We start from the raw sequence: 12,251 nt of genomic DNA, 5'->3' as shown, positions 1-12,251 counted from the left end.
TCCTATCTTTATGGCATGACTCAAAAAGAGCGTTATGCATTTGTTCTCAAATACTTTGAGGAACATGCTCCCAATGCCGAAACGGAACTCATCTACGACAATCCATACCAACTGCTGGTAGCCGTTATCCTGTCTGCACAATGCACCGATAAAAGGGTGAACATGACCACCCCTGCTATCTTTGCGCAGTACCCGGACGTATATGCCCTCAGCACAGCCACCTTCGACGACCTGTTTCCCCTCATCCGGAGCATCAGCTATCCCAATAATAAAACCAAACACCTTATCGGGATGGCACAAATGGTGGTGGAAGACTTTAACGGCGAAATACCCGCTACCGTACCAGAACTGATAAAACTGCCCGGCGTAGGCCGCAAAACAGCCAATGTAATCACCTCCGTAGTACATCAGCAACCCAACATGGCCGTAGATACCCACGTATTCAGGGTGTCTGCCAGGATAGGACTCACCACCAACGCCAAAACACCGCTGCAAACTGAACTGCAGCTGCTGAAAAATATTCCGAAAGAAAAAGTACACATCGCCCATCACTGGCTCATTTTGCATGGCCGCTATATCTGCGTGGCCCGGAGCCCGAAGTGCGGCGAATGCGGACTAAGGCCCGCCTGTAAATATTACGCAAAACTTGTAAAGGCCAGCTGATATGCGTCCATTCCTCACCGCCGACTGGAAAAACCTGCTGATGATCAACTTTGAAGCAGATCCCGCCGTACTCAAGGCGTATGTACCGGCGCATACAGAACTCGATACCTGGAACAATACCACTTACATAAGCCTCGTTGGCTTTCTTTTCCAGGACACACGGGTGAAAGGATTCTCTTTTCCCGGTCACCGCACTTTTGAAGAAGTAAACCTCCGCTTCTACGTACGATACAAACAGGCCGGTGAATGGAAACGTGGAGTTGTGTTTGTAAAGGAACTGGTGCCCAAGGCGCTCATCACCTTTGTGGCCAATAACCTGTACGGTGAGAAGTATGCCACCCACATCATGAGCCACTCCTGGGAAAACCCCGATGAGGCCACCCTGAAAGTAGCTTACCGCTGGAAAGTGAAAAACGAATGGAATCATTTGTCGGCTACCGCCATGCAGGCGCGTCAGCCAATCATTGCCGGCAGTGAAGAACAATTTATTACAGACCATTACTGGGGCTATACCCGCCTTGATCACCAAACCACCGGTGAATACCAGGTAACGCATCCGCAATGGGACATTCACCCGGTCACCGGATTTGATTATCATTGCAGTACCCGGCTATTATACGGCGCCGCGTTTGAAAACATGCTGCAACAAACACCCACAAGTGCTTTACTCGCCGCCGGCTCCGGCATTACGGTAATGCCCGGTAAAAAGATCAGGAACAGTACTTTGTGAACCGCAGAAGTTTCTGTTATCCATCAATAATTTCACGCCGCAATTACGAAATTTTATTATCTTAAGCGGTTCATCAAGATTCAATCAATAAAGCATTAGTCGCTATGAGATCAGCTGTTAGGGTACAACTATCATTTATGATGTTCCTGGAATTTTTTATCTGGGGCGCATGGTTTGTGACATTGGGCACATTCGTATTAAAAAATCTGCAGGGCGCCACCGATACCCAGGTAGGCTATGCCTTTCTTACGCAGTCCATCGGCGCCGTAATTGCGCCTTTTATTGTGGGTATTATTGCCGACCGGTTTATTTCTGCACAAGTCATCCTCGGGGTAATACACCTCGCCGGCGCAGCGCTGTTATGGACCTGCTCGGGCATGACCAGCTACGACAGCTTCTACCCGGTGTTGCTCATTTATATGATCCTTTACATGCCCACCCTGGCGTTGGTTAATTCCATCTCCTTCCGGCAGATGAGTGATCCCAGTAAAGAGTTTTCTTTTATTCGTGTATTCGGCACCGTGGGCTGGATTATCGCGGGCTTACTCATCGGGTGGCTGCAGTGGGAAAAAACCAATTCGCTCGATCTTACCTTTAAAATGGCCGCAGGCGCCTCCCTCCTGTTGGGATTGTTCAGCTTCACGCTGCCTAAAACACCGCCGGCAAAAAAAGGCACACAGATCTCTGTAAAAGAAATCCTCGGCCTGGATGCCATCCGGATGCTGAAAAACCGCTCTTACCTGCTGTTCTTCCTCGCCTCTATTGCCATCTGTATTCCGCTGGCATTTTATTATAACTTCACCAATCCATTCCTGAACGAAATAGGCATGAACGCTGCCGCCGGCAAGCAATCCATGGGTCAGATGTCGGAGTTCCTGTTCATGCTGGTAATGCCGCTGTTCTTCGCCAGGTTAGGCGTAAAGAAAATGCTGGCATTAGGTATGCTCGCCTGGGTGGTGCGCTACGCATTGTTCTCCTTCGGCGACATCGACGCCAACTACTGGATGCTGATCGTAGGTATCATCTTACACGGTATCTGTTACGATTTCTTCTTTGTAACCGGGCAGATCTATACCGATAAAATTGCAGGTGAGGAATTCAAAAGCTCCGCACAGGGCTTTGTAACACTGGCTACCTATGGCGTAGGAATGTTAATTGGTTTTATCATCTCCGGCCCTATTGTAGACGCATATAAAACAGGCGCCAACAGCCACAACTGGCATACCATCTGGCTGATCCCCGCGGGTATTGCCGCAGTAGTATTAGTATTGTTTATGTTGTTTTTCAGAGATAGTAATAAGAATACGGTTGTTAAACATTAATCATCGGCAAAACGATTATTATGGCAAAAATAGCAATGCTTGGTTCAGGTTTTATTGCGCGGTTCTATGCCGACTCCCTGCAGGGACAGCGTAGCCGTGATAAAATTGTAAGTGTGTATTCCCGCCGGGAAGAAAGCGCGCAAAAGTTCGCCACAGATTACGATGTTGCTTTTCAGACCACGGAAATGGAAGCTGCCATTGCCCGTCCGGAAGTAGACGTAGTTTGTGTATCTCTTCCCAATAACCTGCATGAAACAGCAGTCAACCTTTGTTGCAAGCACAAAAAAGCAGTGATCTGCACCAAACCGCTGGGACGTAATGCAGCGGAAGCGAAGCGCATGCTGGAAGCGGTAGAAAAAGCGGGCATCTTCCATGGTTACCTGGAAGACCTGGTGTACACTCCCAAATTCCTGAAAGCACTGCAAAGCGTGAAAGAGGGTGCGCTGGGAAGGATCCTCTGGGCCAAGTCCAGGGAAACGCATCCTGGTCCCCACAGCGAATGGTTCTGGGATAAAGAACAGGCCGGCGGCGGCTGCATCCTGGACCTGGGCTGCCACTGCGTGGAAATTGGCCGCAACTTTATCGGGAAGGATATTAAGCCGGTAGAAGTGATGTGCTGGGCAGATACGCAGGTAAAACCGATTGATGCGGAAGACCATGCTATTGGCCTCGTTAAATATGAGAACGGCGCTATCGGCCAGTTTGAAGTAAGCTGGACTTTTCGCGGCGGCCTCGATCTGCGCGATGAAGTAATGGGCACGGAAGGAACCATCTGGCTCAACAGCTTCCTGCGCACCGGCTTTGATATGTTTACCACCGGCAAAGGCGCCGATTACGTAGCAGAGAAAGCCGAAAGTAATTCCGGCTGGTTGTTTCCTGTAGGCGATGAACTGAATGAACTGGGCTATAATCACATGTTCACCAATATGTTTGATGCCATGGAAGCCGGTAAGGAAGCCAATGAAACGTTTTACGACGGCTATGTGGTAAATGCTATCCTTGATGCGGCCTATAAAAGCGCTGCCACCAAACAGTGGGAACCGGTGCAACTGGAAATCTGGCGCGGACAGGAAGGAGTTACCAAAGCAAAAACCTTAACAGAATATAATGATCAGTATTACCTCGTAAAAGAAGAAATGACACATTTCGGGGCTAAAAAACTGATCCTGAAAGATAAAGTGAGCGGGCAGATCATTGAACAGGTATTGTGATCTTTATGATAGATGTGATTGTCCTGGTAGGCTATCAGGATAATCACATCCCCGCTGTTAGCTTATTTTTACAAACAAGGCTTTGCCCAGTGCATGATTTACCTCTACCTGTTTTAAGATCCCGTTTTCATATTTGAATATGTTCTTTTTCCCTTCCGGTAGTATCAGCTCATACACACCTCCACCCAGGGGTTTCACGGGCAGGAAGCGGCCCAGCGTTTCAGAAAACACACGGTTCAGCTGCCGGGGTTCAATAAAATAAAGATCGGCAACACACTCCTCTATTTCCGTATCTATGACGGATTTTTCTCCGTTCACTATTATCGTATATTCTTTACCGTTACGACGGATAATCGTTTGTTTATCTTCTCCTGATTTACCGGATACACGTGAAACCTTTGCATTGGTGAGTACATTGTTATTGTATTCATTTGCGATGTCGCTGTTGATTTTCGACAGCATGATCTGGATCCGTGTTTTTATAATGATGCTTTTAGCGCTTCCGGTGAGCTTGCGGTTAGCCTCAATAGTCCCTACTGCGTGATTGGCAATACGCACTTCGAAAGTATTGGTTTGCGCATTTACCTGCAAAAACAATACAGCTACTGTGAAAGTGATAAACAAAATCCTAAAAAGACTATTCATAATAGTTGACTTAAACTAACAATATATTCGGGGGAAGTAGTAGCTGTAAGTGTTCCTCCCATCAAGGAAAATACAAAAAATCCTGTCACGACGGACAGGATTTTTTATTGTGTACTTTAAAATAATATGTAGCCGTAGTTTATGCCAGCATTTCCCTGATTTTGGTAATCAGTTCACCTTTGGTAATAGGTACGCCCATAATTTTATGATAGCCTTGTGCGTCAATAAGGAACTGATCACGGATAATTTTGATCAGCTGGCCGTTATTGATTTCAGGAATCAGCACTTTATCATAGCTGTGCAGTATTTCGCCCAGGTTTTTAGGGAAAGGACGGATATAGCGGATATGTGCATGCGCTACTTCGTGTCCTTCTGCCAGCAGGTCCAGCACGGCACTTTTAATGGCGCCATAGGTGGAGCCCCAGCCCAATACGAGGACCTTGCCTTTCTCCGGACCAAGTTCTATTTGCTGTAATGGAATATGATCTGCGATCTTATCTACTTTTTCCTGGCGGATCTTCACCATTAGCTGGTGATTTTCCGGATCGTAGCTTACGTTACCGGTGATGTTCTGTTTTTCCAGGCCACCAATCCGGTGTTCCAGGCCAGGCGTGCCGGGTACTGCCCAGGGGCGTACCAGGTTTTCATCACGGTGGTATGGCAGGAATTGTTCCTCTCCTTCTTCCAGACCTTTCTTGAATTTTACTTCAATGGCGGGCAGGTCGGCGGCTTTAGGGAAGCGCCAGGGTTCAGAACCATTGGCGATGTAGCCATCACTGAGGAAAATAACCGGTGTCATATGTTTTACAGAGATACGGAACGCTTCAAATACCGCGTCAAAACAATCTGCCGGTGTGGATGCAGAAACTATTGGCATCGGGCACTCTCCGTTACGGCCATAATAGGCCTGTAACAGGTCGGACTGTTCCGTTTTGGTAGGCAGCCCGGTAGAGGGGCCACCGCGTTGAATATCAACGATTATCAAAGGTATTTCCAGCATTACTGCCAGTCCCATGGCTTCACCTTTCAGTGCCATACCGGGGCCGGAAGTAGTGGTTACGCCCATATGACCGCCATAGGACGCGCCGATGGCGGAGGTGATACCGGCAATTTCGTCTTCTGCCTGGAAGGTACGGATACCAAAATTCTTGAAGCGGCTCAGTTCATGCAGGATATCGGAAGCTGGTGTGATCGGGTAGGTACCGAGGAACAGGGGCAGGTTTGCCTTCTGTGAGGCTGCCACCAGGCCGTAAGCCAGGGCTGTGTTACCGGTGATGCTGCGGTAGGTACCTGGTTCCATCCGGGCCTTTTCCACGCGATAGCGGGTGGTAAAGGCTTCTACGGTATCGGCAAAGTTGTAGCCGGCATGCAGTACTTTCAGGTTACTGTCCAGGATTTCCGGTTTTTTGCCGAATTTCTCTTTCAGGAACACTTCTGTATTTTCCATATTACGGTCGTACAGCCAGTACAGGAATCCCAGTACAAACATATTTTTTGCGCGGTCTTTCTCTTTCATACCCAGGGTAGTATCCTTCAGCGCTTCGCGCGTCATTTTGGTTACATCCATGGTATGCAGCTGGTATGGCGCCAGGGAACCATCTTCCAGCGGGTTTACGCCTTCCGGGTAGTTGGCCAGGCGAAGGTTCTTAGCATCAAAACCATCTGTATTGGCGAGGATAATGCCGCCTTTTTTAAGTCCTTTCAGGTTGGCCTTCAATGCTGCCGCGTTCATCACTACCAGCACATCGCAGGCATCGCCGGGGGTGAATATTCTGTTAGAAGAAAAGTGTAGCTGGAAACCGCTCACGCCGGGTAACGTACCTATTGGGGCACGGATTTCTGCCGGAAAATCCGGGAATGTGCTCAGGTCATTACCGAATAATGCGGTGTTGTTTGAAAACTGGGTACCTGTTAACTGCATCCCGTCTCCACTGTCGCCCGCAAATTTTATCACTACATCCTCCAGCTGTTGAATCGAAGTATTAGGCATCTATTTATTCGTTTAAGATATTCTTTTTAAAGATGTAAATTTAGGTAATCGGGAGGTAGGAACCCACTGCCCTGCAATATTATTCCTGATCCGATCACAAAAGTACACAACTTTGGTAGACTATTCTTACCTGAATAAAGCATTCCCATTACTTATAGTTATGGCTGATAACGGGAAGTTATGGTTATAGAAATGCTAATTTTGCCCTTTTTCAGCAGTATAACTACGCCTGATATCAAATCAAATCGTATTTTTAACCCATAAAATTAAACTATACTTTATGGCACTCTTTGAATCGAACAACCCTGTACTGAAGCAAAGTATATTTGATAAAGCGCCTCACATCGCAGGGGAGACCATGACCATCCGTGGCACCGTTAACAAAATGTCTTTTATGCTCCTGATGTTAATGGCGGCAGCGATTTTTTCATGGGGAGAATTTTACAGGAATAGCGGCATGGTAATGCCATTGGCCTTTGGTGGCGCCATCGGTGGATTTATACTGGCACTGGTAATTATCTTCAAAAAAGAATGGTCGGCTTACCTCGCCCCCGCATATGCTATAGCAGAAGGTTTATTTCTCGGAGCTATTTCCGCTATGTTTGAGGCCAAATGGCCGGGCATTGTAATGCAATCAGTAGGTTTAACCTTTGGTACTTTCATTGCCATGCTGATCCTCTATCGCACAGGGGTGATCCGGGCAACTGAGCGTTTTAAATCCATCGTGATGACTGCTACGCTGGGTATCGGTATCTTTTACCTGATTGCCATTGTACTGCGCATGTTTAACATTGAAATGCCGCTGATTCACAGCAGTGGTACTTTCGGTATCATATTTTCCCTGGTGGTGGTAGCTATTGCAGCCCTGAACCTGATCATGGATTTTGATATGATTGAACAAGGCGCGCTGCAGGGTGCACCCAAATATTTTGAGTGGTATGCTTCGTTTGGTTTGATGGTAACCCTGGTATGGTTATACCTGGAAATACTGCGCCTCATGAGCAAATTAAACAGAAGATAAGTTACAGATATAAGCACCTTAAAAAGGCCGCCACAGCGAATGTGGCGGCCTTTTCTTTTTAAATATACCGGCCATTGTTTTTGTTAATGTCTTCCAAAAGATATGTTAAATGGCATCACTTCAAAATATTATGGCATCGTAATTGCAAAATCGGGTTATAACAACAAGTTCTTTTACATCTTAAAACAGTAGTAAAAAATGCTAACACCTTTACTTACCATGTAACCTTTATTGTTAAACCGTTTAAAATTGTAAGCTATGAAGAAGATAAAAGTAAGCATGTTAGCACTTGCAGCTGTAGCGTTTGGAGCCTTCGCATTTAAGGGCGTTGATGGTGGAACCATAGCAGGTAAAGTAACACCGGCTGAAGGAGCTACCGAAGCCTGGGCCATTCAGGGAACAGATACGTTGACATCGCCTGTTACGGATGGCGCATTTAATTTTCAGAATGCGAAAGCTGGTGCATATACCGTTATAATAGGAGCGAAAGCGCCATATAAGCCTGCAACTGTTACAGATGTTAAAGTGGATGATGGAAAATCCACTGATTTAGGAGAAATTAAATTAGCACATTAAACAAGAGCAATAGTTTGTTTTCATAGGGGTTAATCAAAAAGCCGGTTCCGTACGTCTGTACGGCCGGCTTCTTTCATTTATACCCTCTCCCAGAAAATATTATCTTTTCTCCCCTCATAGGGGTAAGCCTTTCTCTAAACGTCATTTCTTAAAGTACCCCTTTTTTAAAATGATGTTTATGAAAAAGCAGTTTATTATAACGTATACAAGTTTGAGTATTGGATGGTTGCTGCTGATGATTGCCATCTTTAGTATTATCTTATCCGGCTGTACCAAAGAAAACATTTCCGGCTCTGGCAACGTAGTAACGGAAGTCCGTACCACAGGTCATTTCACGGATGTGGAAATATCAGGACCATTTGAGGTACACCTGTTACAGGAAAACAACGCGAAGGTGGAAATAAAAGCAGAAGATAATATTATGGGTGTGATAGAAACGGGAATGCGCAGCAATACCTTATTTATCCGGGTAAAAAACCAGGTTAACATCCGGCATCATCAGCCTATGAAAATATATGTACACAATCCTCTCTTTCAACGAATAAAGTTCGATGGTTCGGGATCCTTAGATAATCAGGATACCATACATACTTCCTTATTTAAGTACGAACTCAATGGCAGCGCCAATGCCGCGCTTATACTGGATGCCGCTACGCTTAACACAACTATCAACGGCTCGGGCAATATTAACATGCGTGGATTTGCGGGCTTACTAAACAGCGATATTAACGGCAGCGGCAATATCGCCGCCATGAACCTGGAAGTGCAGCATGCCAGTATTACCATCCGTGGTTCCGGTGAGCATCGCGTGTATGTAAGGAAGAACCTGGATGCCCGGATCTATGGCAGCGGAAACATTTTTTATACCGGTGAAGCGAAGGTAGTGGCGGAGGTAAAGGGTTCCGGTAAGATAGTGAAGCAGTAATGATATGAACTTCGTTTAACCTACACTGTTATACTGTCTGTGTTTAAAATGAAAAGGCCCCTGCAAGTGCGGGGGCCTTTATTATTTTAAAGATGGTGCATTTATCAGGCGCCACCTAATTTGCATTTCTGCAGCACTTCCCATGATTTACCGTTGTGACGGAGGAAGTAGAGGTTGTTTACTTTAAAAGTAGCCTCGTAGTCCTTGTTTTCATATTCAGGCCATGCTTTGTTGAACTGATCATCTTCCAGGTCTTTAAAAGCCACGGTAACGTGAGGCGTAAATCCTGTACGTGCCAGCATGGTGCTGAATCCAAATTCCTTACGCAGGAAGTTGATCAGCTGACGGTGCATAGCAGACATGGTTTCACTTTTTTCCACGTTGATGAACAGTACACGGTTCTGTTTATTCGGGAAAGTACCGAAGCCTTTCAGGGAAACTTCGAAAGGAGCCTGAGTTTTGGCAAATTCCGTCAGTTCATCACAGAAAGCTTTTTCCAATGCCGGATCAGCAGTGAAAGGTACCTGCAGGGTAATATGCGGCAGCACTTTCAGTGCGTACATAGGACCGTATTGTTCAGCAAATTCCTGTTTGATCTTTATAATTTCTTTACCTACTTCTGCAGTTGGCAGCAGTGCGATAAAGTATATTTTGTTATCTGGTTTTGGTTCGAAGCGTTGAGGTCTTCCACCTTGTCTTGGAGCGCCGCCGCCACGGTATCCACCACCGCCGCCACCGCCGCGATTGTATCCACCGCCACCGCCGCCGCGATCGTATCCACCGCCGCCACCGCCGCGATTGTAACCACCGCCGCCACCGCCACGGTCGTAACCACCGCCGCCACCGCCGCGATTGTAACCACCACCGCCGCCGCCACGATCGTATCCACCACCGCCGCTTCCGCCGCGATCGTATCCTCCGCCGCCACCGCCGCGATTATAACCACCGCCGCCACTGCCGCCCCGGTCGTATCCACCACCGCCGCTTCCGCCGCGATCGTATCCACCACCGCCACTGCCGTAGCCACCACCACCACGGTTGTAGCCTCCGCCACCGCCGCCGCGATCGTATCCACCGCCGCCACTGCCGCCGCTGTAACCACCACCACCGCGGTTGTAGCCACCACCGCCGCTTCCGCCGCGATCGTATCCACCACCACCGTTGTAGCCGCCACCTGCGCCATCACGGTTGTAATTGCCGCCACCACCATCACGGTTGTAGCCACCACTACCGCCATCACGGTTGTAACCACCACTACCGCCTTCACGGTTGTAGCCGCCACCTGTGCCGCCATCACGATTGTAGTCTGTGCGCGGACGATATCCGCCTTCTCGATTGTAACCAGTGCGCCCTTCTGAGCCACCACTGTTGTAGTCGGGTTTGCCGCCTTCCCGCTCGTTATTTAAATTGGGTTTGTCATCGCCTTTCTCCTTATTGGGATCATTCTCTTTGTTGGTATCAGAAGAATAAGGCCTGCGGGGGCGTTCGTTTCTCTCAAAAGTCATCTTACTTAATTAAGCGTTTGAAGCAATATTAGCTATGATTTCATAAAAATGAAATACGTCCTGATAGGAGTTATATAAGGGTGCCGGTGATACCCTGATAACTCCGGGCTCTCTCCAGTCAACGATTATACCGGCATCGGTCATCCGTTGATGTATCTCTTTACCTTTGTCTAGGAACAACAAAGATAACTGAGCGCCACGTTCATTACAATTTTTCGGTGTTATAATCTGGAAATTTATGCCTTTTAACTGTTGCAAAAGAAATTCAAGATAATTGGTCATTCCTTCGCTTTTGCTACGTAAAGCGCCGATACCGGCCGCTTCAAATAATTCCAGGGATGCTTTCAGGCTAACCATGTTAAACACCTGAGCGGTGCTCTGTTGCCATCCTTCAGCTTCTTTTTTAGGCACAAACCCTTTTTCCATTTTAAAACGTGCACTCTCTTCATTGCCCCACCAGCCGCCCAGTCTAAGAAAATTACGGTCGCTGGCGTGTTTCTCATGTACAAATGCGCCTCCTACTGCGCCGGGTCCACCATTCAGGTACTTATATGAGCACCAAACGGCAAAATCTACTTCCCAATTGTGCAATTCTACCGGTATATTTCCTGCTACGTGTGCCAGGTCGAAACCTGCATAAGCGCCGGCCTTATGCGCAGCTGCCGTTATAGCGGGTATATCAAAAAACTGTCCGGTATAATAATTTATACCTCCAAACAAAACCAATGCTAAGCTATCACTTTCTGTGTTAATAATCTCTAAAATATCTTCTAATCTTATCAAATGTTCTCCGGGTCGCGGGGAAACTTCTATGATTGCACTTTCCGGATCGTAACCATGGAACTTTACCTGGGTTTCAACTGCGTACTGGTCGCTCGGAAAAGCCCCTGCCTCCATTAACACTTTAAACCGCTGTTTGTTTGGCCGGTAAAAACTAAGCATCATTAAATGCAGATTCACCGTCAGCGTATTCATCACCGTCAACTCCTGCTGACTCGCACCCAATATCGCTGTTAAAGGCTTACTGCAATACTGCTGATAATATAACCATGGATTCTTAGCCGCCCAATACCCCTCTACTGCACATTGTTGCCAATCCGCCAACTCCTGCTCTATCGCCGCTTTCACATTCTTTGGCTGTAATCCCAGTGAGTTGCCACATAAATAAATAGCATCCTTCCCGTTACGTTGTGGAAAATAAAACTGTGCTCTGAATTTATTTAAGGTATCCTGTTGGTCCTTCTCTTTAGCAAATGCTAATGATGCTACATACTCCATGGTCTTCCAATCTTGTCTGCGCCTTAGTTATCTTTTAATGGCGGTGCTGCTATTGTCAAGAAAGCTGTGCTGATTATCTTATTTCTCTACTTACTGATTATTACAGGCTAATGGCCTAACTGAACTGTTCAAAACAGGCGTCTTTATTTATATTATCTCTTATTTTATCATATGGCATATAAGGCTAAGGCTGTATATGGCTAGTAACGTGTCAACAACTGTCTGAGGGGTCAAAAGTAATAAAGGCTTTTCAAATGCCACTCATTCCAAATGTTAAAATTTGTTAATGAAAGAAAAAAAGTCGTTCCGGCTGTAATATACAAAAAAAATCCGTCCCGAAGAATCGGGACGGAGACTGTTAACCTACAACTGTTACACTGTATTG

At 46.8% G+C, this 12,251-nt stretch carries 11 protein-coding genes; 7 read left to right on the top strand and 4 right to left on the bottom strand.

The genetic code is table 11. The features are described 5' to 3' along the window. Positions 1–15: 15 nt before the first annotated feature. The 4 genes from nth to QFZ48_RS13170 all read left to right on the top strand — a co-directional run bounded on the left by nth (position 16) and on the right by QFZ48_RS13170 (position 3,926). A complete protein-coding gene (gene nth / locus QFZ48_RS13185; RefSeq protein WP_429042311.1) occupies positions 16–663 on the top strand; it encodes an endonuclease III in 648 nt (215 codons plus the stop codon). A gap of 1 nt (position 664) precedes the next feature. After that, complete coding sequence (locus tag QFZ48_RS13180) at positions 665–1,393, top strand: YqjF family protein (protein WP_429062576.1); 729 nt, start codon at positions 665–667, stop codon at positions 1,391–1,393. Between the two features lie 104 nt (positions 1,394–1,497). After that, positions 1,498–2,715: a nucleoside permease gene (locus tag QFZ48_RS13175; protein ID WP_370908476.1), complete on the top strand. Its 1,218-nt coding sequence runs from the start codon at positions 1,498–1,500 to the stop codon at positions 2,713–2,715. A 20-nt stretch (positions 2,716–2,735) separates the two neighbouring features. Next, positions 2,736–3,926 (top strand): Gfo/Idh/MocA family protein, encoded by a 1,191-nt coding sequence (locus QFZ48_RS13170; RefSeq protein WP_429062575.1) that lies wholly within the window; start codon positions 2,736–2,738, stop codon positions 3,924–3,926. Between the two features lie 57 nt (positions 3,927–3,983). Here QFZ48_RS13170 and QFZ48_RS13165 read toward each other — a convergent pair whose 3' ends face one another. Both QFZ48_RS13165 and QFZ48_RS13160 read right to left on the bottom strand, forming a co-directional pair. Further along, positions 3,984–4,571, bottom strand: a complete 588-nt coding sequence (locus tag QFZ48_RS13165) for a DUF6134 family protein (RefSeq protein WP_429042317.1) — start codon at positions 4,569–4,571, stop codon at positions 3,984–3,986. Between the two features lie 139 nt (positions 4,572–4,710). Then, positions 4,711–6,561 carry a 2-oxoacid:acceptor oxidoreductase subunit alpha gene (locus QFZ48_RS13160; RefSeq protein WP_370908479.1) on the bottom strand — a complete coding sequence of 617 codons (1,851 nt, stop codon included), beginning with the start codon at positions 6,559–6,561 and terminating at the stop codon, positions 4,711–4,713. Positions 6,562–6,841: 280 nt separating this feature from the next. Here QFZ48_RS13160 and QFZ48_RS13155 point away from each other — a divergent pair, with 280 nt between their 5' ends. From QFZ48_RS13155 to QFZ48_RS13145, 3 genes are all read left to right on the top strand, one after another. Beyond that, on the top strand, positions 6,842–7,582 hold the full coding sequence (locus tag QFZ48_RS13155; RefSeq protein WP_429042320.1) for a Bax inhibitor-1/YccA family protein: 741 nt from the start codon (positions 6,842–6,844) through the stop codon (positions 7,580–7,582). 258 nt (positions 7,583–7,840) lie between these two features. Continuing rightward, positions 7,841–8,158 carry a carboxypeptidase-like regulatory domain-containing protein gene (locus tag QFZ48_RS13150; protein ID WP_429042322.1) on the top strand — a complete coding sequence of 106 codons (318 nt, stop codon included), beginning with the start codon at positions 7,841–7,843 and terminating at the stop codon, positions 8,156–8,158. A gap of 178 nt (positions 8,159–8,336) precedes the next feature. Beyond that, the gene (locus QFZ48_RS13145) at positions 8,337–9,083 is read left to right on the top strand and encodes a head GIN domain-containing protein (RefSeq protein WP_429062574.1); all 747 of its coding nucleotides are present in this window, start codon (positions 8,337–8,339) and stop codon (positions 9,081–9,083) included. A gap of 104 nt (positions 9,084–9,187) precedes the next feature. Here the strand turns inward: QFZ48_RS13145 and QFZ48_RS13140 are convergent, their stop codons facing one another. Both QFZ48_RS13140 and kynU read right to left on the bottom strand, forming a co-directional pair. Next, positions 9,188–10,588, bottom strand: a complete 1,401-nt coding sequence (locus QFZ48_RS13140; RefSeq protein WP_429062573.1) for a 2'-5' RNA ligase family protein — start codon at positions 10,586–10,588, stop codon at positions 9,188–9,190. A 9-nt stretch (positions 10,589–10,597) separates the two neighbouring features. Beyond that, positions 10,598–11,866: a kynureninase gene (kynU, locus tag QFZ48_RS13135; RefSeq protein ID WP_370908484.1), complete on the bottom strand. Its 1,269-nt coding sequence runs from the start codon at positions 11,864–11,866 to the stop codon at positions 10,598–10,600. Positions 11,867–12,251: the final 385 nt, after the last annotated feature.

It is taken from the genome of Chitinophaga sp. W2I13 (genome assembly GCF_050434005.1).
In the GTDB taxonomy this organism is placed as follows: domain Bacteria; phylum Bacteroidota; class Bacteroidia; order Chitinophagales; family Chitinophagaceae; genus Chitinophaga.
The sequence above is the reverse complement of the archived record's forward strand: the minus strand, read 5'-3'. Positions and strand labels throughout refer to the sequence as shown.

What these genes read in the sequence shown, in the direction of transcription:
- nth (WP_429042311.1), top strand. Translation starts at nt 16, where the DNA reads ATGACTCAAAAAGAGCGTTATGCATTTGTTCTCAAATACTTTGAGGAA.
- QFZ48_RS13180 (WP_429062576.1), top strand. Translation starts at nt 665, where the DNA reads ATGCGTCCATTCCTCACCGCCGACTGGAAAAACCTGCTGATGATCAAC.
- QFZ48_RS13175 (WP_370908476.1), top strand. Translation starts at nt 1,498, where the DNA reads ATGAGATCAGCTGTTAGGGTACAACTATCATTTATGATGTTCCTGGAA.
- QFZ48_RS13170 (WP_429062575.1), top strand. Translation starts at nt 2,736, where the DNA reads ATGGCAAAAATAGCAATGCTTGGTTCAGGTTTTATTGCGCGGTTCTAT.
- QFZ48_RS13165 (WP_429042317.1), bottom strand. Translation starts at nt 4,571, where the DNA reads ATGAATAGTCTTTTTAGGATTTTGTTTATCACTTTCACAGTAGCTGTA.
- QFZ48_RS13160 (WP_370908479.1), bottom strand. Translation starts at nt 6,561, where the DNA reads ATGCCTAATACTTCGATTCAACAGCTGGAGGATGTAGTGATAAAATTT.
- QFZ48_RS13155 (WP_429042320.1), top strand. Translation starts at nt 6,842, where the DNA reads ATGGCACTCTTTGAATCGAACAACCCTGTACTGAAGCAAAGTATATTT.
- QFZ48_RS13150 (WP_429042322.1), top strand. Translation starts at nt 7,841, where the DNA reads ATGAAGAAGATAAAAGTAAGCATGTTAGCACTTGCAGCTGTAGCGTTT.
- QFZ48_RS13145 (WP_429062574.1), top strand. Translation starts at nt 8,337, where the DNA reads ATGAAAAAGCAGTTTATTATAACGTATACAAGTTTGAGTATTGGATGG.
- QFZ48_RS13140 (WP_429062573.1), bottom strand. Translation starts at nt 10,588, where the DNA reads ATGACTTTTGAGAGAAACGAACGCCCCCGCAGGCCTTATTCTTCTGAT.
- kynU (WP_370908484.1), bottom strand. Translation starts at nt 11,866, where the DNA reads ATGGAGTATGTAGCATCATTAGCATTTGCTAAAGAGAAGGACCAACAG.